Source organism: Microcoleus sp. CZ3-B2 (assembly GCF_036705055.1).
Taxonomy (GTDB): domain Bacteria; phylum Cyanobacteriota; class Cyanobacteriia; order Cyanobacteriales; family Microcoleaceae; genus Microcoleus.
Window position 1 is genome coordinate 111,626 of sequence record NZ_JAUBTN010000009.1, and the last position, 22,147, is coordinate 133,772.

At 46.6% G+C, this 22,147-nt stretch carries 24 protein-coding genes, 1 tRNA gene and 1 other annotated feature; of the genes, 18 read left to right on the top strand and 7 right to left on the bottom strand.

What is annotated here, in order from left to right; translation table 11 throughout:
* Positions 1-15 precede the first annotated feature (15 nt).
* Positions 16-1,425: an inorganic phosphate transporter gene (locus QUA97_RS06120; RefSeq protein ID WP_333193918.1), complete on the bottom strand. Its 1,410-nt coding sequence runs from the start codon at positions 1,423-1,425 to the stop codon at positions 16-18.
* 67 nt (positions 1,426-1,492) lie between these two features.
* Here QUA97_RS06120 and rplS point away from each other — a divergent pair, with 67 nt between their 5' ends.
* The 8 genes from rplS to rplL all read left to right on the top strand — a co-directional run bounded on the left by rplS (position 1,493) and on the right by rplL (position 6,067).
* Complete coding sequence (gene rplS, locus QUA97_RS06125) at positions 1,493-1,876, top strand: 50S ribosomal protein L19 (RefSeq protein WP_194069690.1); 384 nt, start codon at positions 1,493-1,495, stop codon at positions 1,874-1,876.
* Positions 1,877-2,010: 134 nt separating this feature from the next.
* Positions 2,011-2,083 (top strand) — tRNA-Trp (locus QUA97_RS06130).
* Positions 2,084-2,408: 325 nt separating this feature from the next.
* Positions 2,409-2,642, top strand: coding sequence for a preprotein translocase subunit SecE (secE, locus tag QUA97_RS06135; protein ID WP_194012023.1), 234 nt, complete (start codon positions 2,409-2,411; stop codon positions 2,640-2,642).
* Positions 2,639-3,277, top strand: coding sequence for a transcription termination/antitermination protein NusG (gene nusG, locus QUA97_RS06140; protein ID WP_194069689.1), 639 nt, complete (start codon positions 2,639-2,641; stop codon positions 3,275-3,277). The genes secE and nusG overlap by 4 nt, the downstream gene beginning before the upstream one ends.
* 3 nt (positions 3,278-3,280) lie before the next feature.
* A complete protein-coding gene (rplK, locus tag QUA97_RS06145; RefSeq protein WP_006635588.1) occupies positions 3,281-3,706 on the top strand; it encodes a 50S ribosomal protein L11 in 426 nt (141 codons plus the stop codon).
* A 227-nt stretch (positions 3,707-3,933) separates the two neighbouring features.
* Positions 3,934-4,647 carry a 50S ribosomal protein L1 gene (rplA, locus tag QUA97_RS06150; protein WP_194069687.1) on the top strand — a complete coding sequence of 238 codons (714 nt, stop codon included), beginning with the start codon at positions 3,934-3,936 and terminating at the stop codon, positions 4,645-4,647.
* A 108-nt stretch (positions 4,648-4,755) separates the two neighbouring features.
* Positions 4,756-4,927: a sequence feature (ribosomal protein L10 leader region), on the top strand.
* A 29-nt stretch (positions 4,928-4,956) separates the two neighbouring features.
* Entirely contained in the window at positions 4,957-5,541 is a 585-nt protein-coding gene (gene rplJ, locus QUA97_RS06155; RefSeq protein WP_194069685.1) for a 50S ribosomal protein L10, read from the top strand.
* Positions 5,542-5,677: 136 nt separating this feature from the next.
* Positions 5,678-6,067: a 50S ribosomal protein L7/L12 gene (gene rplL / locus QUA97_RS06160; RefSeq protein WP_194069683.1), complete on the top strand. Its 390-nt coding sequence runs from the start codon at positions 5,678-5,680 to the stop codon at positions 6,065-6,067.
* 236 nt (positions 6,068-6,303) lie between these two features.
* On the opposite strand, the gene crtD is transcribed toward rplL, so the two are convergent.
* From crtD to QUA97_RS06185, 5 genes are all read right to left on the bottom strand, one after another.
* The gene (gene crtD / locus QUA97_RS06165) at positions 6,304-7,902 is read right to left on the bottom strand and encodes a C-3',4' desaturase CrtD (protein ID WP_333193924.1); all 1,599 of its coding nucleotides are present in this window, start codon (positions 7,900-7,902) and stop codon (positions 6,304-6,306) included.
* 181 nt (positions 7,903-8,083) lie between these two features.
* On the bottom strand, positions 8,084-9,277 hold the full coding sequence (locus tag QUA97_RS06170; RefSeq protein WP_333193926.1) for a ribbon-helix-helix protein, CopG family: 1,194 nt from the start codon (positions 9,275-9,277) through the stop codon (positions 8,084-8,086).
* Positions 9,278-9,461: 184 nt separating this feature from the next.
* Positions 9,462-10,220 (bottom strand): phycoerythrobilin:ferredoxin oxidoreductase, encoded by a 759-nt coding sequence (locus QUA97_RS06175; RefSeq protein ID WP_194012015.1) that lies wholly within the window; start codon positions 10,218-10,220, stop codon positions 9,462-9,464.
* 218 nt (positions 10,221-10,438) lie between these two features.
* The gene (locus QUA97_RS06180) at positions 10,439-11,173 is read right to left on the bottom strand and encodes a 15,16-dihydrobiliverdin:ferredoxin oxidoreductase (protein ID WP_194069677.1); all 735 of its coding nucleotides are present in this window, start codon (positions 11,171-11,173) and stop codon (positions 10,439-10,441) included.
* Between the two features lie 169 nt (positions 11,174-11,342).
* Positions 11,343-11,999 (bottom strand): HEAT repeat domain-containing protein, encoded by a 657-nt coding sequence (locus QUA97_RS06185; RefSeq protein WP_194069675.1) that lies wholly within the window; start codon positions 11,997-11,999, stop codon positions 11,343-11,345.
* Positions 12,000-12,094: 95 nt separating this feature from the next.
* Between QUA97_RS06185 and QUA97_RS06190 the strand changes: the two genes are divergently transcribed.
* On the top strand, positions 12,095-12,340 hold the full coding sequence (locus tag QUA97_RS06190; protein ID WP_333193929.1) for an acetyltransferase: 246 nt from the start codon (positions 12,095-12,097) through the stop codon (positions 12,338-12,340).
* Between the two features lie 240 nt (positions 12,341-12,580).
* Complete coding sequence (locus QUA97_RS06195) at positions 12,581-13,150, top strand: phycobilisome protein (RefSeq protein WP_333193931.1); 570 nt, start codon at positions 12,581-12,583, stop codon at positions 13,148-13,150.
* A gap of 77 nt (positions 13,151-13,227) precedes the next feature.
* On the opposite strand, the gene QUA97_RS06200 is transcribed toward QUA97_RS06195, so the two are convergent.
* Positions 13,228-14,136, bottom strand: coding sequence for a phosphodiester glycosidase family protein (locus QUA97_RS06200; RefSeq protein ID WP_333193933.1), 909 nt, complete (start codon positions 14,134-14,136; stop codon positions 13,228-13,230).
* Positions 14,137-14,220: 84 nt separating this feature from the next.
* Here QUA97_RS06200 and QUA97_RS06205 point away from each other — a divergent pair, with 84 nt between their 5' ends.
* The 8 genes from QUA97_RS06205 to QUA97_RS06240 all read left to right on the top strand — a co-directional run bounded on the left by QUA97_RS06205 (position 14,221) and on the right by QUA97_RS06240 (position 21,973).
* Positions 14,221-15,030 (top strand): pentapeptide repeat-containing protein, encoded by an 810-nt coding sequence (locus QUA97_RS06205; protein WP_333193935.1) that lies wholly within the window; start codon positions 14,221-14,223, stop codon positions 15,028-15,030.
* 13 nt (positions 15,031-15,043) lie between these two features.
* Entirely contained in the window at positions 15,044-15,952 is a 909-nt protein-coding gene (locus QUA97_RS06210; RefSeq protein ID WP_333193937.1) for a HEAT repeat domain-containing protein, read from the top strand.
* 134 nt (positions 15,953-16,086) lie between these two features.
* A complete protein-coding gene (locus QUA97_RS06215; protein ID WP_194069669.1) occupies positions 16,087-16,761 on the top strand; it encodes a HEAT repeat domain-containing protein in 675 nt (224 codons plus the stop codon).
* Positions 16,762-17,239: 478 nt separating this feature from the next.
* A complete protein-coding gene (locus tag QUA97_RS06220) occupies positions 17,240-17,794 on the top strand; it encodes a bleomycin hydrolase (RefSeq protein ID WP_194069665.1) in 555 nt (184 codons plus the stop codon).
* A gap of 84 nt (positions 17,795-17,878) precedes the next feature.
* Positions 17,879-18,373: a bleomycin hydrolase gene (locus QUA97_RS06225; RefSeq protein ID WP_194012005.1), complete on the top strand. Its 495-nt coding sequence runs from the start codon at positions 17,879-17,881 to the stop codon at positions 18,371-18,373.
* A 418-nt stretch (positions 18,374-18,791) separates the two neighbouring features.
* The gene (locus tag QUA97_RS06230; protein WP_333193939.1) at positions 18,792-20,069 is read left to right on the top strand and encodes a HEAT repeat domain-containing protein; all 1,278 of its coding nucleotides are present in this window, start codon (positions 18,792-18,794) and stop codon (positions 20,067-20,069) included.
* A 122-nt stretch (positions 20,070-20,191) separates the two neighbouring features.
* Complete coding sequence (locus QUA97_RS06235) at positions 20,192-20,812, top strand: HEAT repeat domain-containing protein (protein ID WP_333193941.1); 621 nt, start codon at positions 20,192-20,194, stop codon at positions 20,810-20,812.
* Between the two features lie 288 nt (positions 20,813-21,100).
* Positions 21,101-21,973, top strand: a complete 873-nt coding sequence (locus QUA97_RS06240) for an MBL fold metallo-hydrolase (RefSeq protein ID WP_194069661.1) — start codon at positions 21,101-21,103, stop codon at positions 21,971-21,973.
* The last annotated feature ends 174 nt before the right edge of the window (positions 21,974-22,147 follow it).

Sequence of the window (22,147 nt, forward strand, 5' to 3'; positions counted from 1 at the left end):
TCGATCGAATTGCGTTCATCTGGCTAAAATCCATTGGGCGATGCTAAAAATGCTAGCACCCAAAGCGGCTGCGATCGGAATTGTCACCAGCCAAGCCGAACCAATTGACAGCAAAGTTTCCCAGCGTACTGTTTTCCAAGCTTTGACAAGTCCAACTCCGACAACTGCACCGACTAAAGCGTGGGATGTGGAAACTGGCAAACCGAAGCGGGATGCTAGCAAGACTGTGGTGGCTGTGGCTAATTCCGCGCAAAATCCGCCGCTGGGTTGGAGTTGGATGATCTTTTCGCCGACTGTGGCAATTACATTTTTGCCCCAGAGGGTTAAACCGATGACTATTCCTGCGCCTCCGACGACTAAAATCCACAGTGGTACGCTGAAATCCTCTGAGGGAAAGGAACCTGTGCGCCGGATGTAGGCGATCGCAGCTAGGGGAGCAACTGCATTTCCTACGTCGTTGGAACCGTGGGAAAATGCTACAAAACAGGCGCTCAAGACTTGAAATCTCGCCATTTGTTGCTCGATGGGAGAGTGGCGGGGAGGGGGAGAGGGGGAGAGGGGGAGAGTGGGAGATTGGGAAAATATTCCCTCTTTCTTATTCCTTGCATCCGTTACATCCGTTACATCCGTTACAAAAGAAGCGGACGTACCTTCTTCCTTCTCAACTGATTCTAATTTGTTCCAGCTATTGAGTGTCAGGCCGATCGCAGCTATTGCCCCGATGCCAATGACAATATCGTGAATTGGAAGATTCCAGCCAAATCGATCGTGCGCGGCGGCGATCGCCCCTGTCTGCACCAAAGCGACATCCACAATAGACGGCAGTACAATTATGCCAAATACGCTCAGCATTCCTGCACTCAGCCAAGGTATCCACTCGCGCAGTTGAAATAGAGGATCTGGCCGATCGAGAATCGAATACTTCACCACACAGTAAAATAGTGCGGCTAAAGCACCGCTGGCAAAAGGTGTCGCCACCCAAGTTAGGGAGATGGTGCCGATGGTTCGCCAATCAACCGCATTAATTCCGGCTGCAACACAGCTAAAACCCGCGATCGCACCTACCACCGCATGAGATGAAGAAACCGGCAAACCTCGACTCGTAGCGATTTGCAGCCACAACCCGCAAGCTATCAGCACTGACACCATCCCGACTAAAAATACCTGCGGCCGGGCAGAAAACACATCTACATTGACAACTCCTGTTGCCAGAGTTTCGGAAACTCCTTGCCCGAACAGCACTGCGCCGGAAAACTCCAGTATGCCTGCAACAATTATTGCTTGCCGCAGCGTTAGCGCTTTCGAGCCTACGGATGTCCCCATCGAGTTAGCGACATCGTTTGCTCCCAAGTTGGCGGCGACGTACAAAGCCAGTACAGCCAGCGCCGCCAGTTGCAGAAATACGAGCTCTGAGCTATTTAACATTGCATTTTTTTGTCATAAAACTGGCAGTTCGATATATGATAAGGGATTGTGAGTTTTGGTAAATCCCATGAAAGGCGCAGAAATAATCCGTTCTATCGAAACGGAAGAAATCAATAGAGTCAAGCAAGAACTAAATAAACAACTCCCCCAAATTTACGTGGGCGACACAGTGCGCGTCGGCGTGAAAATTAAAGAGGGTTCTAAAGAACGGGTTCAGCCCTACGAAGGGACTGTGATTGCTATGCGAAACGGCGGCATTAATGAAACAATCACCGTGCGCCGCGTGCTTCAGGGCGTGGGTGTGGAACGGGTGTTTATGATTCACTCGCCCCGCATCGCTACGATCCAAGTCATGCGCCGCGGGAAAGTCCGCAGAGCCAAACTTTACTACCTGCGCGATCGCGTGGGCAAGGCAACTCGGGTCAAACAGCGGTTCGATCGCTCTCTGTAGGAATGCACCAAGCTTTCCTTTTGTTCATGGAAAATGGGAAATTGAAAAATTTCAAAAAAAAGTTTCCCATTTCCGAGCGCACTGTGTTAAAATAGAAATCTAGAGGTTAAGCGAGTTTCAGCAACCTCACCTGTGCGCTCTTAGTTCAGTTGGTAGAACGCAGGTCTCCAAAACCTGATGTCGGGGGTTCAAGTCCTCCAGGGCGCGCTGAATCACCAAACTTGAAATTCTGCCCGAAAGCGCCCGGATTATTGGCTGGAAACAGCCAAAACCGCAAGTTTTCGGGTAGAATTAATTTTTGTGGGCGGTTCGCAAAAAATGCCATCAACAAATGCTCGGTGTGGTCTCTCGATCGCCCTTAGGAGCGATCGGCACTTATACCGTTGATGGATTTAGCTTGTAAAAAAGTGCAGGCGAAAGGATTTGAAATTTTGGACTTGGGCGTAAGTGGTTAGTGTCAAAAAATCAAAGAGCCGCGAGCCACTCACACAATCTAAAATCTAAAATCTCAAATCGCAAGGGGGATTCGATCGTGGCGAAAAAAGACGAAGCTCAAGAAACTCAAGAGATCGCGGCGTCTGGGTTTGATCCTGTGGGTTTTTTAAAAGACACTAGAGAAGAGCTCGACAAAGTGGTGTGGCCTAGCCGCCAGCAGCTAATTAGCGAGTCTTTGGCCGTGCTTTTGATGGTAATCCTTTCAGCAAGCCTGATCTATTTGGTGGATAACTTCTTTAACTGGGGCGCAGGAAAGGTGTTTGGGCCATGACTTTTGCATCAGAAGAATCTGATTATTCCACAGAAGCGACGGGACAAGCTTCATCGGCAGATGTGCCGGAAATTGATGCTCGCTGGTATGCTGTTCAAGTTGCCTCTGGCTGCGAAAAGCGGGTGAAGGCTAACTTGGATCAGCGGATTCAAACCTTGGATGTTGCCGATCGCATCGTTCAAGTAGAAATTCCGCAAACTCCGGCGATCAAAGTCGGTAAAGACGGTTCCAGGCGGCAGTCCGATGAAAAAATCTTCCCCGGCTACGTACTCATCCGTATGTTTATGGACGAAGATACGTGGCAGGTGATCAAAAATACCCCGAATGTAATTAATTTTGTCGGGGCAGAGCAGAAACGCCGCTACGGGCGCGGCAGAGGTCACGTCAAACCGCTACCTCTGAGTCATTCGGAAGTAGAACGGATCTTCAGAAACGCTCAGGAATCAGAACCAGTTGTCAAAGTATCGATGGCGACAGGAGACCACGTTGTGGTACTTTCCGGGCCGTTTAAGGATTTTGAAGGTGACGTGATTGAAGTGAGCCCGGAACGGAACAAGCTCAAAGTTTTACTCTCGATTTTTGGGCGCGATACGCCTGTAGAATTGGAGTTCAATCAGGTTCAGAAACAGAACTAACTAATGGCAAAGAAAGTTGTTGCAGTAATTAAGTTGGCGATTACGGCGGGAAAAGCCAACCCAGCTCCTCCGATCGGCCCAGCTTTGGGTCAGCACGGCGTCAATATTATGATGTTTTGCAAGGAGTACAATGCTAGAACCGCAGACCAAGCTGGTCTTGTGGTTCCGGTAGAAATTTCGGTTTTTGAAGACCGCAGTTTTACGTTTATTCTCAAAACCCCCCCGGCTTCGGTTTTGATTCAAAAAGCTGCTGGCATTGCTAAGGGTTCGGGTGAACCTAACCGCAAGCAAGTAGGGACAATTACACAGGCTCAGTTGCGAGAAATCGCTGAAACCAAAATGCCTGACCTCAATGCTAATGATGTTGAAGCAGCAATGAAAATTGTGGCGGGAACAGCTAAAAACATGGGCGTGGCGATCGCGGATTGAAGTCAGTTGACAGTTGGCAGTTGTCAGTTGACAGTTGACAGTTGGCAGTAATTCCTGATTTTAAAGCTGAAATCTTCAAGCTCAAATCGCAAATCCTAAAGTCGATTCAGGGGGAGAAGCAAAGCTTCGCTAGGAATCGCAAATGTTTTAGATTTGAAATAAGCCAAATGGTTCAATCGCAAATCTAAAATCTCAAATCCAAAATCGACTGACCCCAGGAGATAACAATGGCAAAGAAAGTATCGCGAAGACTGCAAGAACTTCAAAAGAAAGTAGAAGATAGACCCTACGAACCGCTGGAAGCTCTGCAACTTTTGAAAGAAACAGCAACCGCTAAGTTTGGCGAAGCTGCTGAAGCTCACATCCGTTTGGGAATTGACCCGAAATATGCTGACCAACAGTTGCGGACAACTGTATCGCTGCCAAAAGGCACTGGTCAAGTAGTCAGAATTGCGGTGATTGCTAAGGGCGAAAAAGTTAAAGAAGCTCTGAATGCCGGCGCGGATCTTGCTGGTTCCGAAGAGTTGATCGAAGATATTCAGAAGGGCATGATGGACTTCGATTGTCTGATTGCTACCCCTGACGTGATGCCGTTGGTGGCAAAATTGGGCCGATTGTTGGGGCCGCGCGGTTTGATGCCTTCTCCGAAAGGTGGCACGGTGACGACTGACATTGCTCAGGCCATCAACGAGTTTAAAGGTGGTAAACTAGAATTTCGTGCCGATCGCACAGGCATCGTTCATGTTATGTTTGGCAAGGCAGCTTTCTCAGCGGAAGATTTGCTGGTCAACCTTCATGCTTTGCAAGAAACTGTTGACCGCAACCGTCCTTCGGGCGCGAAAGGTCGCTACTGGCGGAGTTTGTACATATCCGCAACAATGGGCCCATCGATAGAAGTCGATATCAGTGCCCTGCGCGATACCAAACTTGATGCTGCTTAGAAAGAATTAAGCAGAAGGCAGAAGTAAAAGACAGCTTCGGTTGTTTGTATAAATCTCTCACGAGATTTGCATTATACCCTTGCTAATGTCTGCCTTCTGATGGTAGCCTAATCAAAAATCCATAAGCCCAAGACCGCAGGTGCCGAGCGCTTAATTTCCTGCCGAGGCTGAAGAAATAAAAACTCAAGAAAATAAATTAAAAAGTTCTATCTTTTAATTCCTAATTCTTAATTTTTAATTCTCTGCCCCGGCTATAAGGTTGGGGTTTTTGATTGGCAGTTTGAGATCCTAAAAGGAGGTGAAATAAGTATGGGCAAAAGTTTAGCAGTAAAAAATGAGATTATTGCAGACCTCAAGCAAACCTTGAGCGAATCTCAATTGGTAATCGCGATCGACTACAAAGGCTTAACTGTTGCTGAAATCACAGATTTGCGGCGGCGCTTGCGTCCGAAAGGCAGCAGTTGCCAAGTGGCCAAGAACACGCTAATGCACATTGCTGTTGAAGGCAATGAAACATGGCAGCCGATGCAGGAATTGCTGACAGGTACGTCAGCGTTTATGTTCGTGCAAGAAGATATTGGCGGCGCGATTAAAGCTTACCAAGAATTCCAAAAAGCTTCCAAGAAGACTGAACTTCGCGGCGGCGTGATGGAAGGACGGGTACTGAAAGAAGCTGATATTAAAGCATTAGCCGATCTGCCGTCGAAAGAACAACTCATGGCTCAAATTGCTGGCGCAATCAACGGCGTCGCAACCAAGTTGGCTGTGGGTATCAATCAAGTTCCTACTTCGATCGCGCGCGGTCTCAAAGCTTATGCTGAAAAAGACGGCGATGCAGCAGAAGCACCAGCAGAAGCAGAAGCACAACCTGAAGCAGAAAGCGTATCTGCTTAGTCATTAGTCATTAGTCATTAGTCATCAGTCATTAGTGTTAATCCACAGGCTGAAGACTGGAGACGACAAACTAATGATGGAGGAGCAATCCCAAATCCCAAATCCCAAATCTACAATCGAACTAGGAGTTTAACGAATGTCTACTGCAACCGACGAAATCTTGGAAAAATTGAAGACTCTGACTTTGCTCGAAGCTTCTGAATTGGTCAAGCAAATTGAAGAAGCTTTCGGCGTCAGCGCTGCTGCTCCTGTAGGCGGCATGATGATGATGGGCGGCGGCGCAGCAGCCCCCGCTGAAGCAGTAGAAGAGCAAACTGAATTTACTGTCATGCTGGAAGAAGTTCCTGCTGACAAGAAAATCGCTATTCTGAAGGAAGTCCGCGCAATTACCGGTTTGGGTCTGAAGGAAGCGAAAGACTTGGTAGAAGCCGCACCGAAAGCAGTTAAGGAAGCTATTGCTAAGGAAGCTGCTGAAGAAATGAAGAAACAGCTTGAAGCTGTGGGCGCAAAGATTTCTATCAAGTAGTCAGAGAATGTAGTTGATATCAATTCCGGTGACACCGGGATGATTGTTAACTGTTAACTGTTAACTGTTGACTGTTGACTGTTAACTGTTAACTATTCCCTAAAATTAATCGCGCGATATTTACATCTCTCGCGCGATTAATTATTTTTTGCGTAGGGAAACGGCATTGCCGTGTCCTCTTTCACCAGGGCGATTAATTATTTTTTGCGCTAGGGAAACTGCAAGGCCGTGTTTTCTTAGATTTTAGAGGCGGCTTCCATTTGTCGCACTACTGTTAAAGCAGAATAGGAAACACCGGCGGTTCCTTCTCCGGGATGGGTGGAGTCGCCGACTAACCACAGGTTTTTAATCGGTGTGCGGTTGGCAAATCCGAAGGGGCCGAAGGTTGGTATTCGCTGGCCGATGCCGCCTACAACACCTCTATCGCGCGCCGTGTAGCGGGCAAAGGTGCGGGGTGTGGCTGATTCTTGGTGTACAATTTTTTCGGGTGTCAAATCGAAATATTCGCTCAAACGGCCGATCGCCCCTGCGGTATATTTTTGCTTCAATCCTTCATAATCAGCGGAATTCCACCACATTCGAGTATCAGTAAAAGACGAAGCGATAATTGTCGCCATTCCCTTCGGTGCTCGCCCATCACCCGGATGGCTGACTGAAACAAATAATGAATTATTCTCCCCAATCTCGCCGTCGTAATCGTAGAGAAACTGAAGGTGGGGCGGACAATTTGCCGGAATTGTACTTTCATGCACTCCCAAATATATCACAAATGCGCCGGATGCGGGCGGCAGTTTATCGACTCGATATTTGTAGCCTGCCATTTGAGTTGGCAGTTGATTTGTTGTGCCTGAATTATCTGTTAAAGTTTCTAAAATAGGCTCGCTTGACAATAATTTTACTAGATTTTGGGCGGTGACGTTGGCAACAATGCGATCGGCAGTTTCTGTCCAAACTTCGTCGGTTTTTTGATTGCGAATCACTGTACCGGTGGCTTTCCCGTTACTGGTGACAATGCTTTCGACAGTATGCCGCAACAGCACTTTGCCACCATAAAGCTCGATCGCGCTTACGAGTCGATCGCTCAACACCTGCATACTTCCTTGTAAATGATACAATCCCTGCGGCTCTTGGGAAACTCCTAAAGCCGTCGCCGCGTACAGCAACGCCGTTTCTTCAGTATCGACTTGAGAATACAATTTTAACTGTAAATCCAGAAAAGTTTTCAAGCGCAAATTGTCCCCCAACCCGCACAAGCGCAAAGCATCACCCACCGTCATAAAAGTGAAAGGCAAAGTAATTAAAGTATCGGGGCGCACAGCTTGAATTAATTGCCAAAAATCCCAGAAATTTCTCGGCGGCAAAACTGGATCGCGCCCTTGAAAATTCCAGCTAGCTTGGAACAATGTAGATAATAATTGCCAAAAACGTTCGCTTCCGGGGAATTGTTTTTGTCTTTCTTGCTGCCACTTTTGCGGATCTCGCCAGACGCTAATCGGTGCAGTTTCTCCCGGCAAAAACACCGCACAAGCGGGATCGCAGGGCGTGGCGGCGGGAAGTTCGATATCTAATTCCGAGAAAATTCGGTGGTGAATCCCTCCGGGTTCCAATCCTGCAACCTGCGTCGCGCCGACATCGAAGGTAAAGCCTTTGCGTTTGAAGGTGGAAGCGCAGCCTCCGGGGACGATCGCCTGATCTAAGACTAGCACTTGGTATCCTCTGCGGGCTAGCAGAGCAGCTGCTGTCAGCCCGCCGATTCCGCCTCCAATTACCGTGACGCGGCCCTTTGTTGTGTCTGCTGGACTGGGTTTGCTCTCAGGGGGGCGATCGGCTCTCATAATTTATTTATTGTAATATTTCTTAATATTATGCTCATATTTTGCAATAAAAAGCTCTTGTGGCGACAGATTGAAATCTATCGCTACAAGAGCTTGCGTCCGAGTTGAGAGGACGTTTCAGAGGTAATGCGTGCGGGGTTCACCCGAAGCATTAAAGTTTTTGTCGCAGCCTATCGGAGAATTAAGGGCGGCGCCACTTGTTGAGATAAGCTTCACCAATCCCAGCCACAGCCTGCATTTGACCTAGCTGTTCCCGTAAAGCTTTGATGGTTTTGATCTGTTCTTGAGACTGTTGCTGCAAAGCCTCATAATTTCGCTGTTTGGCAGCACTCTGGCTCAATTGATTTTCTAGATATGGCAACTTGGTCAGTTGAGCTTGGAAGTTGTCGATCGCACTTGACTTTTCTGCCAACTTATGCTCCAAAGCTTCGTAACTCGACTTCGACACAGTTTCCGGCAATTGACTTTCGACATTTTGCTTGGAGGCTAATTCCTGCTGCAAAGATGCCAGGGCGTTTTCTTTTTCGCTCAACTGTTGCTCCAAAGTTTCGTAACTCGACTTCGACACAGTTTCCGGCAATTGACTTTCGACATTTTGCTTGGAGGCTAATTCCTGCTGCAAAGATGCCAGGGCGTTTTCTTTTTCGCTCAACTGTTGCTGCAAAGTTTCGTAACTCGACTTAGCGACAGTTTCCGGCAATTGACTTTCGACATTTTGCTTGGAGGCTAATTCCTGCTGCAAAGATGCCAGGGCGTTTTCTTTTTCGCTCAACTGTTGCTGCAAAGTTTCGTAACTCGACTTAGCGACAGTTTCCGGCAATTGACTTTCGACATTTTGCTTGGAGGCTGCCAATTCCTGCTGCAAAGATGCCAGGGCGTTTTCTTTTTCGCTCAATTGCTGCTGCAAAGCGTCGTAACTCGACTTAGCTACAGTTTCCGGCAATTGCTGTTCTAGATTTTGTTTTTCCGCTAATTGCTGCTGCAAAGATGCCAGGGCGCTTTCTTTTTCGCTCAATTGCTGCTGCAAAGCGTCGTAACTTTCTTGCAGCGGATTCGGCTGTATGCTTACCTTGGGCGATAGAGTTTCTGCCGTTACAGCCTCATTAATTTGGCTTCCTTCGGCGGTTTCCTCTGCTAAGTCAGCAGTATCGATCGCACCTTCTTCATCTTTTTTCCAAGTGATACTAACTTCACTTTTGTCCTTAGAAATATCTAAAGCGCCTTTTGCCAAGCGTTCTAGTAGTTCTGACCTCGATATTCCCAGCTTGCGAGCGATCGTATTCAATCTATCGGCACTAGAAGGAGTCAGCGAAAGTCCGACTTTGACTTTGCTTTCTGAATTTGAACTAACTACATTGCGATTTTTTTTGACCATTGGCATTTTCCTCATGCCAACCTACACTTATTAGTGTAGTGGCTGAAACATCTCTTAAAATTAATTCTTGTTATATCAATTCCGGTTGCACCGGAATGATGTTAACTGTTAACTGTTACCTGTTAACGGTTAACAGTCAACAGTCAACAGTGAATTTACTATTCCGATGCTAACAGATTTGATATTACTTACCAATTGTGGCAGCTTGTGGCAGCTTCCGTTCCAAATCGAACAAAAAGCCATGAATGTACTCTTCCGTCCATTCCTCGCCGTAGAACCGTTTAAACATTCCCCGGGCGGGGTCTTTTTCGGCACGATACCGCAGGTAGCGCAGTTGAGCTTGTAAGATACTATCTAACTTTGCGCTATCTGTCACGGGTTCGGCGCGATCGACCAAATCCAAATAAGCAGCGAGATAGTCTTTGAATGCTGCAAAAACCCGAGTTTCCACAACTTCCGTTTCCTTGGGGCGAGTCCACAGAAACGCCGGTGAGAAAAACTGTTTGGCTTCTTCTGGAAAATCTCCGCCCCAGGGAAGGTGCGGTTGATGAGCTTGAAACATTTGCGCGATCGGCGCAGTATACTTAGCCTCGTAGTCAGCATCCCCGCCAAACAAAGGCTGCATATCCAGAGCAATTAAATGACCGCCCGGAAGCGTTACCAAATCCGCGCCAAAAAACGGCAAATCATAGTTAAGATGCGGGAAAATCACAAAATTCAGAACTTGCAAGCTGTTGCCGCCTTGGACGTGAGCCGCGCGAATTTGCCGCAGTTTCGGGGATGAAAAAGCATAACTGGTAGTTACGATTTCTTCTTGATTTTTCCCTTTGCCGACAGTAGCTTCCTTAAGTTCAAACCCTTCTGGAATCGGGTAAGACTGTAAGTCTAACCGATTTTTCATCAGAGCAATCGCCGTATCTAAAAAAGGTTGATAAAGAGTCATATCGATTTTAGATTTTAGATTTTAGATTTTAGATTAGACTTCTTCAATCAACAGGTTTGTAGTAATGGCTTTAGTTTTTCTTCCGAGGTTCGCAGTCAGGACTTTAGTCCTTCTTTCGAGGTTCGCAGTCAGGACTTTAGTCCCTTTTAAACCTTGACTTTAAGGACTGAAGTCCGAACGATCGAACTTTGTTGGAAAAATCCATGTAAATTCAGCGGTCATCGCGTGCCAGCGGCGACAGCTAAAGGCACAGCATCTTCAAACAAAAATTCGTAAAGAAATTTTTCTGCCCATTCGTGACCAAAATAACTGCTAAACAAGCCCGAAGCCGGGTCTCTGTCTGCGCTGTACTGGTCGTAATCTTTTTGAGCTTTAACGATGCGCTGGATATCTTCTTGGTCAGTCAGCGGTTGTGCGGACGACAGCATTTTCCAGTACAAATCCAAATAGTCTTTATAAGCTGGATATACCCGATTTTCTACAGTTTCCGCATCAGTTTTGGCGAACAGCAAGTATTTTGAAAAATACTGATTGGCGTCATAAAATTTCATTTCTAAATTTTGTGCCAAATCGTCATACTTGTCGCGGAGCGATTGTAGAGGTTGAACGTATTTTGCTATATAAGCTTCATCTCTAAAGAGCGGCTGAAAGTCGAGAACTACTAAAATTTTCTTCTTGCCAAAAGACAAGAGGTCAATTCCCAACAGAGGCAAATCGTAATTGTGATTGGGATAAATCACGCAATTAAAAACTTGAGCTGCTTCACCTGCATCGATGTAAGTGTAGCGAATTTTTCGCAATTGCGGGCATTCGTAACACCAACTGCGGATTTTAGCTGGGGTTTTGCCGCGCTCGCTGACATTGACTTCCAACCCGGAGGGAATGGGGCGACTTTGCAAATCAAACCTTTGAAACAGCTCTTGCTCTAGGTATTCCCGAAAAGGCTGGTACATGGCGAATTAACTCGGATGGCAAAACTCTTGCGATCGTAAATGATGCCGTCGGCTCACGTCTCGTTTATTAAAAACAAAGTAACAATCCGTAACATTATGAAGGGCGATCGGGCTAATCTCAGGGCGGGTATGAAGTGCGACGGGCTTGTAGATTTCAAAACCAGCGCTTTTAAAGCGAAGTTTCCAAAGTCGCACCTACCACGCGAAGATCGGGATCTTTTGCCAAATAGCTCACAGCAGCGCGAGCTTGAGGATTGTCAAATTTTCTCAGCACCCGCGCAACTCGCATCCGAGTTTCCCAGTATTCGGCGCTCACTAGAGGTAACAATTGCTGCAATGCTTCTTCTGCTTTCTCCGTATTTGCCAGGATGCCCAATCCGTCCATCGCCACATCCTGCACTGGTATATCTTCGCCCGCTAGACCGATCGTACAAATTTCTAATATGGCATCAGGACACTGCATTTCGTACATGGGAGCCATGATACTGCGGCGGACGAGCCAATTGTCATCGCGGCGAAAGGCTTCCACTAAGTGAGGAATTGCCTCGGTGCCAAACATTGACACAGAGTTAGCAGCTTCTGCTCGCACGTTCGGATCGCGATCGAACTGCATCATTTTTAACAGCGCCGCGAAAGATTCCGCAGTTTTACTCTGGCGCAATCCCATCGCCACGAACGATCGTACCATGAACTCAGGATCGTCCACCTTCGTCAGCAACACCGGCAGCGCCACCGCAGCATCGCACTTTCTCAAAGCCGTTATCGCCCGCAGCCTGTCTTTAGAATCGGAACTTTCCAGCGCTGCTTCGATTTCGCTAATTTCCATGAGCCAATTTAAATATATTTTTGTTACTTTTCTTGACAATTTTAACAATTCTTGCCGGATTTTGGGAAAATTATAAAAAATTCAGTTATTAGATTATGTCTGCAAATTTAGAGGCTGAAACTTCAACACCAGAAGACATTCAGGAAGTAATTGCTGAGTTAGAGCAATACCGCCAACGGCTGATCGACGATACCTTGGAAATGGCTAAAAAGGTAAAAATGCCCAAGCAAGCAGTGATGAAGCAGTTGGAAAATCACCCAGAGATAGTTTATATCGACGGGGCGCTAGCCAATTTGCGATCGCAACCCCAAGATAATAATACGGCGGTTGAAACTGCGTAAGCGTGAAACAATGTCCGAGCCAAGCGGACTAAGAGAAAACAACCTAATTTTTACCGCCCATTTTTCCACCCGCTTGGCATTGCTTTTGTTTGTATAAACGCGGTTTCAACAGCCCGGTATTCTTAAACAATATGCAATTATGCTACTCCTGATTTAGGTTCATTTGAGATAATGCCGATCGCCCTTCTGGTAAAATTTCAATAGGCCTTCTCCTAGTAATTATCCACTATCTATTGATCTATGACTCTCCAATTAAGTGAAAAAGCCAAAGAATTAATCCCGAAAGCCCGAATAGTCAACTTAGCCACCTGGGAAAATTCCCATTCTCCCGCAGAAATCCAACTGATTCAAGCTGCTGACGACACAGGTCGCTATCTCACCGATGAAGATTTGCAGCAACTTAACTCATCCGAACCAACATCAATTAATACTGTAAAATTCCTGCGCGACAGTGCGGCGGATATTGTATCGGAAGCCAGGGAACAAGTTTTAGCGGCATATCCAAATATTTCTGAACCCGGAGGCGACCTTTATCCGCCAGCTAGGGCGGAGGCTTGTTGGCGAGATTTCTGGCATTTTCTGCGCTGCATTACCTATGGAATTGCGGGAAATACGCCAGAATTTACCAGCGATCAAGGGCTGCACAACATGAATTTATTATATCAAGAATTGGGCGTTCCTTTGCCTGCAATGGTTATAGGTTTGCAAGGAATTAAGGCTGCTAGTTTGAAGCGGTGCGATGCGGGCGATGCAGCAAAATTAGCTCCTTATTTCGACCATTTGATTGCGAAAATGAGCCAGTTTAGTTAAAAACTGAACATTAGCTAATTGTATGACGCGCATTACGTACCATACAATTAGCTGGATAAAAACCGCAATTTGCAACCCTAATTTTCCCGCGCATAAAACCCTAAATGATTAGAAATTGGACGTTCCTGCATGGGAATTTTATTCTGAATGGGAGCATTCAACAGTTTTGCTCCTGATGGCGATGCTACTGCCAATGTTACCGAACCACCACCGTCCAAATTCAGCACTGTATCGGCTCCCAACTGCATCGAAATCTCTGTGATTTCGCTCAACTTCAGCCCTTCGCTGTAAAGCCTCTGCTTGCCGTCTACCACAATTAACCACAACTTTTTGCCTGTGAGGTCGATCGCCGCAACTGCACGGGGATAGAGTTGATCTTGTTTGTTTTCTTCCTGACTTTGTGCTACTATTTTGCTTTTTTTTACCAGCAAAGTATCTCCCGCAATTCCATAGGCTGTTCCCGCAGGACAATTGCCGTTTTCGACTATTTGAGCGCGGTTTTTGGTGTCAAAACAAAGGGCGGGAAAGTTTGAATCTGGTTGAGAATAAGCTTGGCTTTTGCTAATGGCGTGTCCGACGTTATTGACTCGATCGCCTCTGCGGGGATAATAATCCCAAGGTGCTTTCTCAATGCAGGGATAAAAAAAATTGGCATTGACTGCTAGTTGCAATTTGAATTCTTTGAGAAATTCAGTAGCGGTGCGGGCGTTGGTTTCTGTTAAATCGGCTGTTGGAGTTCCGGGGGTGACAAAAATTCCTATTCCTGGGGCTTTGAGGTCGATGCTAACAATGTGAATCATGACGGGACGCGGATTTGAGCGGAATTCCCTGCGGTAGGCTATTCCTTGAAAGAGCGATCGGGCTTCGTTTGTTTGTGCTGGACGTGAAAAGTAGGGAATGTTATAGATTAGTATTGGTGCGAGTAATATTCCGAAACCGAGAATGTGTGAAATGTGTTTTATTCTGAGCGGGAAATTTATTTTCATTTGGTGAGGGAGATTTTTTAACGAACCGCGAAGACGCTAAGGACGCGAAGGAAGAGAAGAGAAGAGAGGGAAGAGAAGAGAAATATGAATTATTCGGATGTCAATAATTTTAGCAATCAAGTTTTGCGAAATCGATCGTTCCAAGGACAAGTTCTTAACGGTGCTGATTTTGGCGGTGCGGATGTTCGTGGCTGCAATTTTAGAAATGCTCAGTTGGAGGGTGCTAATTTTATTGGTGCGAAGATTGGGGTTTCTGGGCGACAGATTGCTGTTTTGAGTGCTGGGGCGATCGCGATTTGTTTGGTTGTGGGCGATGTTGTGACTAGACTGATTTTAGGAACCCAAGGACAGGTATTGGGTTCTCGCAGTTGGCCTTTTGTGCTTTTGCTGTATGGGGTTTTGAGCGTTGCTGGGTTGGCTGGGGCGATCGCCCGCACACAGCCACCAACCTCAAAAATCGGTAGATTTGCGGGGACAATTTCTGCTATTCTATCAGGGGCTTTGTTGGGATTTTTCTATGCTGGGACTGCAACTAATAATAATTCTCAGGCTGCTCTTGCTGGAATGGCGATCGGCGGGGTGTTAATGTTTTTTGTGAATTCCAGGATTCGCCGCCAATTTGCTAAGGTGGCGATCGTAGCGGCCCGAAGTGTTGCGACTTACGGAGCAGCTTTTTTGTTTTCTGCCACTGCTAGCACTTTTCTGAACACTCACAAACTGTTTTGGGGTACGTGTTTCGGTTTGGTGTCGCTGCTATATTTTTGGTGGTCGTTTGTGTCTTTTTCTGCTATTGTTGGAGAGATTAGAAAGGCTCAGGACACTTCGTTCAGAGGTGCAAATCTCGCTGATGCTAAATTCGATAGGAATTACATCAATCTAAAATCTAAAATTTAACATCTCAAATCCCATGACTAACATTCAAACAGCGATCGATCCGGCAGAAAGTGACGCTTTGCTGCAAACGGTGAGGGAACAAAGATCTCTCCAAACTTTCAATCCCAACGATAGCGAACTTCTCAAAAAGATGGTCGAATGTATGGGAGATTCGCGGGGAATGATGCGGCTGAATTTTGCCGAAACCCTCGGCTCAATTGGCAAACCAGCAACTCCTTTTTTGGTGGAAGCTCTAGCACACCACCCCAACCCAGTCGTCCGCAGAGCAAGTGCTAAAACGCTGACTCTGATTGGCGATCCCGTCGCCCTTCCGGCGCTGTTAGAGGCTTTTTTGCACGATGATGATACTGTTGTCCACGGTTCGGCGGCGGCAGCCCTCGCTCAGTTGGGCGAACCGTCTGTGCCGCATTTGTTGGAAGTTTTAGCTTCGCCACAACATTCTGAAAATACTAAGGGACACGCGGCTTGGGCTTTGGCTTTTATTGGCTCGAAGGCAAAAAAATATTTGTATCGGGAAATCGCGTCGGATTCGGTTGAGGTGCGGGCTGCTGTCCTAGGGGCGATCGCCAAAATCGCTCAAGAAGAACCCGAAGAAGCTGCATTCAACCTGTTAGTTAATGCTCTCACAGATGCTGCTGAAACCGTGCGAATCGAAGCAGCATCAGCTTTAGCAAATGCTGCTTACAAACCCGCTATTCCCAACCTCGTCGAGTTGCTGCACCATGGGAGTTGGGAAAGTAGAAAAGCGGCGGCTCTAGCATTGATGAAAATTGGCACGAGCGAAGATCCGCCAGAGTTTTCTGTTCTTTTGGAACCGTTGGAAACTGCACTTGTTAATGAATCGGAAGCGCAGGTAAGGCGGGTGATTCAGTTGGCGATTTCTCAGATTAAAAAACAGTCGGAGGCTGATGATTGGGAATAGATATTCTGAGGTCGGACGGCGGTTAAAACCGCCTTGCAAGTCAAACCGCGCATTCTTCAACCCGCAGAGGCTGGTTTTGTTTGGATAGCAGCGATTTTAATCGCCGAGTCTTCTAAAAGAAATCAACTAAAAAAGTGAACAAAAATCGCATTCCTGAAATTGAAACCAACCTCCGCGCGCCCGCACTGAACATCCGTAAAGCCGCCTTAGACGAATTAGCAGAATGTCCCGCTGATATCGCCGTCCCAATTCTCCAAAAGCTAGGTGAAGAGGAAAATTTTACACTGCGCCTTCTTGCTGTGATGGGCTTGGGAAATCACCGAAATGAAGCTGCTTTTGCTGCTTTGCAAAAGATTATTCAAGAAGAGTCAGATAGTAATGTAGTCGCTGAGGCAGCTAATTCTATTTTTGACTTTGGCGAGCCAGCAATTCCTGTGATTCAACAATTATTTGAGAGTAATGATAACTGGTTGGTTCGTCAAACGGTGCTTTCTTTATTAGTAGAAACCAGTCACTTTGATGTATTGTTGGCGGTAGCAATAGCAGCCCTTGATGATGAAACGCAAACTGTTCGAGAAGCTGGTATTCTGGCTCTCAAACAAGTCTTAAAGTCTCCTTTGAAGGATGAGGCTTTAAGTTTGCTAACAACTATGGCGCGAGATTCATATTGGCGGAATCGGTGGCGGGCGGCGATCGCCCTTTATGGCACTCAAGACTCCCAAGCTAAAGAATTGCTCTCGGAACTGCAGCGGGATGAGCATTACAGGGTGGTTGCTGCGGCTTTGGAAGGCACTGTGGCAGAAAACTGAGCAAAACTCATCCGCGAGGGCGATCGACTCACGGGCGAGATCGAGGAGCTCGATCGACCAGACATAATTGTTACCCGTGATATCGTTTCCGGTTGCATCGCAATAATAAAATCGAGTCAACAGTCAACAGTCAACAGTCAACAGTCAACAGTCATGTATGAGTGCAACCGGAATTGAGATGAGCCGAGGATCGGCAATTGTCTCGCAGCTTCCCCCAGAAATCCTCCCAAGCAGTCTGAGTGGACGCAGGCGGACTCAAACACCCGCTTTGGGCCTCAAGCATCTCTCGGAGAAACCGCGTTTTTTGCGTAAATCCTCCCCTGGTAGGATGATCCGCGCCCTGTGTCCCCTATAGCAGAATGTTACAGATTATTACTTTGTTTCTAATAAATGAGACTGGGAGGCCCGTTGTCTTTTATGTTCTAAATCGACTTGTTAAATAACAAGATTTTTACCTTTTATTCAGAAGGAGAGCTCAATGCTAGACGCATTTTCCAGAGCCGTAATCACGGCAGATGCCAAAACCGGTACTATTGGTGGCGCTGAACTTACTTCACTAAGAAGCTTTATTGCTGAAGGCAACAAGCGCTTGGATGCAGTAAACGCGATCGCTAGCAACGCTAGCTGCATAGTTTCTGATGCCATCGCCGGCATGGTCTGCGAAAACCAAGGTTTGATTCAAGCCGGTGGCAATTGCTACCCGAACCGCCGCATGGCTGCTTGCTTGCGCGACGGCGAAATCATCCTGCGTTACATCAGCTACGCTTTGTTGGCTGGTGATGCTTCCGTTTTGGACGATCGTTGCTTGAATGGTTTGAAAGAAACCTACATCGCTCTGGGCGTGCCTTCTGGCTCCGCAGTTCGTGCAGTTCAAATCATGAAAGCTAGCTCTGTTGCTCACATCAATAGCACCAACACAGAAGCTCAAGCTGGCAATCGCTTCCGCAAAATGGAAACCATCGATGGCGACTGCTCCTCTTTGGCATCTGAAGCTGCTAGCTACTTCGATCGCGTTGCTTCTGCTCTGAGCTAATTCAAGCAGACCAATAGTTACTGGCTCTGCGGCCAGTTGAATTGAAACAAACTGTCAAAAATCTATTTCTGGAGATCTCAGAACATGAAATCAGTAATCACCACAGTAGTTACGGCTGCTGATGCGGCGGGGCGTTTCCCCTCCTCTTCTGACTTGGAATCGGTTCAAGGAAGCATTCAACGCGCTGCTGCTCGTTTAGAAGCTGCTGAAAAGCTGGCTGCTGGAATCGACGCAGTTGCTAAAGAAGGCTACGATGCTTGCATCAAAAAATATCCTTACTTGAACAACGCTGGCGAAGCCAACGAAACTCAAGTCAAAAAAGACAAGTGCATGCGCGACATCAAGCACTACCTGCGCTTGATCAACTACTGCTTGGTAGTTGGCGGCACCGGCCCTCTTGATGAATGGGGTATTGCTGGTCAACGCGAAGTTTACCGCGCCTTGAACTTGCCTACAGCTCCTTACGTTGCTGCTTTGGTGTACACTCGCGATCGCGCTTGCGCTCCTCGCGATATGTCTCCTCAAGCCTTGGTAGAGTTCCGCGCTCTCCTCGACTACACGATCAACTCTCTTTCCTAGAAAGCTCGATCGCTTAATTCACGGCTAGGTTGGACATAAGTTCGATCGGTTGTGGGGGACTCTTGGGACGCTGCAAAAGCCTAAATCGGGTTTAGTGTCGTGCTAAGAGTCCCTTAACTTTAAGAGTCATCAGTCATTAGTTATTAGTCATTAGTTGTTAGTTATTGGTTATTGGTTATTGGTTATTAGTTATTGGTTATTAGTTATTGGTTATTAGTTATTGGTTATTGGTTATTGGTTATTGGTTATTAGTTATTGGTTATTGGTTATTGGTTGGTAGGGGCGGTGGATGGTGCGTGCCCGCCCTCAGTTATTGGTTATTGGTTATTAGTTATTGGTGATAAAAAGGTATTAAAAAAATAATTTGTGTATCGGTGTTTTTGGTGGTATCGTACTGTTAGTTATTGGTAATTGGTAAGTGGATAAGCGTTTTTTTAATTTATTTAATCTGACAGAAGAACAGGCGATCGCCATTTTGGAAACGCCGGCCCAAAAACTAGATGACCCTTACGATCGCTACATTGCAGCTTCTCATTTAGTAAATTTTTCCACAGAAAAGTCGATCGCCGCCCTGATTGTAGCCGTGGAAAATACCGACGATGGTCTTGACAATCGCTCAGTTCGCCGCAAAGCAGCAGAAACCTTGGGGCGCTTGCAGGCAAAATCTGCACTCACATCTCTCCATGCTTGCTTGGGCGATGATGACTGTTACGTGGTAGAAAATGCAGTTTGGGCGATCGGCGAAATCGGCACAGACAATCCCGATATCTTAGAAGATATTGCCAAATTGCTCGACAAACCAGGTCAAAGCTATCGGGTCATCATCCACGCTTTGGCAAAATTAAATTACACAGCAGCAATCTCGCGCCTCAACAAATTTGTAGAGGATAAAGATGGGATGATTCAAGGTGCGGCAATCACCACAATCTGCCGCTTTTCGGGAGATTACTCGCAAATGTCTCGCGTGGTAGAGTTGCTGCAAAGCAGTAATGTTAACGATCGCCGCAGCAGCATTCAAGATTTAATAGACGCCAAATATTACAAAGCAATTCCTGAGATTTCCCGCTGTCCCGTGTCTTTGGTGTTTCGCCTGCGGGCCGTGCGGATGCTGGCGAGTGTGGGGATTCCTGCTGGAGAGATTGCTTTTGCCGAAATTGAACCGATTCTCGATCGCATAATTGGCGATCGGCCCGACGATCTCGATTTAGTACACGAATACGACCAACTACCAAGCCTCGAATTTGCAATTAATGAACTCTACGAAACCGATTTCGGACGCTGTTATCTGGCAACCAAAACCATCCTAGAATCCTACAAAGATGAAGCACCGGATGCCTTACTCGCAACTTATGCAAAATCAGCATACAACGATTACGGCGCGCACTATCACGTCATGAAACTGCTGGGTTGGCTCAAGTACGCCCCTGCCTTCGATTTACTCGTAGAAGCGCTGCACAATCGAGAACCGCAGTTTCAAAAATCCCGCGCCGCCGCAGCTTTCGCCCTCGGCGAAATCGGTGACAAACGCGCTATTGCTGAACTAAAAGTTGGTCTGGAAACTAGAATTTGGGATTTGAAATATGCTAGTTTGATGGCATTGCAAAAATTAGGAGACAAAAGCGGCTGTGAGATTTTAGCGGAGGATGAGGATTTGCTGCTGCGGGCCAAAGCAGCGAATTTAATATCTAGAGTATAATAATTTAAGGTTGTTGACTGTTGACTGTTGACTGTTAACTGTTAACTTTTGATTGTTGACTGTTAACTGTTGACTGACTAATGACTAATGACTAATGACTACTGACTACTGACTAATGACTAATGACTAAAATGCCGAAAGAAGAACTTTTCCAACAGTTAAAGCATCCAAATCCGCACCTGCGGAAACGCGCAATCAGCGAAATAGCTGAAACTCGCGACGAAACGACTATTGGGCAGTTGATGGGAATTTTGGACGAGGAAGATGTTGTTTATCGCCGATCGGCAGTGCAAGTTTTGGGGATAATCGGTAACGATGCTGTGCCGTTGCTGGTAGATTCTCTGCTCAATAGCAAGAATGCCACGATTCAGGCGAGTTGTGCAAAAGCATTAACGGCGATCGCTGTCAACTATCCCGATCTAACTTTTCCAGAATTAGGATTGCAAGGGCTGCAAAAAGCACTAAGCGATCCGAATCCGGTGGTTTATATCTCCTCGGTAATGGCGCTGGGACAAATTGGTACAGCGGCGTTGGATATCTTGATCGAGACGATCGAGAATACTGAAAATATTGCCTTAGCTGTGGCGATAACAGGTTCCTTGGCGACAATCGGAGGCACAAAAGCCCAGGAGGTTTTGGAGGCGGCGGCGGCCAATCCCGATGCCGATCCCTATATTCGTGAGTCTGCTGAAAGTGCTTTGTCTCGAATGAATCAGGTGACTAAGTGGAATTCCGGCGGTTAGTTGGATTGAATGGGCGATCGACCATTTAGATCAAATCCAGTTAGAGCCAAATAATACCGCAGTGCTGTCTGCAGCGGACAGAACTCCACCCTCAGAAAATTATGATTCCGATGCAAACGGAAAGAATATCAGAGCCCGTCCGATCGATTACCATAACAAAACGGTTCCATCGCGCGTGCGGACTTGCATACGCTTGCTTGGTTGCGCCCCAAGTCCCCACTAAGAAATGTAAAATGGTAGAAGATGTTAGCGTGAACTAACATTTTCAATTTTTCAAAAGGTAAAAAAATGGCTAATATAAATTTGCGCCGCCCCGAAAATATCAGCGGTAATTTTTATGTAGACAGTACCTGCATAAACTGCGATACTTGTCGCTGGATGGCACCGGAAGTATTTACTCAAGCGGGAGAAAAGTCGGCGGTTTACCAGCAACCGACAAACGAAACGGCAGAAATGCGAAGTCTCGCCGCTCTTTTGTCTTGTCCCACAAGTTCGATCGGCACTCTTGAAAAACCGAAAAACATCAAAGAAGTTCAGCAAAATTTGCCCGCGTTAGTAGCAGAAAATGTTTACCACTGCGGCTACCATTCGGAGAAATCCTTCGGCGCGGCTAGCTATTTAATTGTCCGCCCTGAAGGAAACATTTTAGTTGATTCTCCCCGTTTTGCGCCACCGCTAGTCAAAAATATCGAAGCAATGGGCGGCATTCGCTATCTGTACTTGACTCACCGCGACGATGTAGCAGACCATCAACAATACCGCGATCGTTTTGGGTGCGATCGCATTCTTCATACTGATGAAATTAACGCGGATACTCGGAGTGTAGAAATTCAATTATCAGGCAGCGAACCGTATCAATTAGCCGATGATTTGTTGATTCTACCTGCTCCCGGCCACACGAAAGCTCACACAGTTTTGCTTTACAATAATAAGTTTTTGTTTAGCGGCGATCATCTGGCTTGGTCGGAAAATTTGCAGCAGCTAATTGCCTTTCCCCACGTCTGTTGGTATTCTTGGCCGGAACAAATCAAATCTATGCAAAACTTGGCTAATTACTCGTTTGAATGGGTGTTGCCGGGACACGGCCGCCGACATAATGCCGATCGAAAAATGATGAGCAATCAAATGCAAAAGTGTATTGCTTGGATGGTCGATGCTTAATCTGATATACTGAATACAGCCTTTCGAGATCTCCTATGAGGTACTATCCGGGATAAACCAAACCGGGCATACCTCACCACGCGATCGAACCGCTATATATAGTCATTTCAAATAAAAAAGAGACACTATTGAGCGCAGTAGGCACAGATAAGTTCATCTAAAGATGTGCCAGCA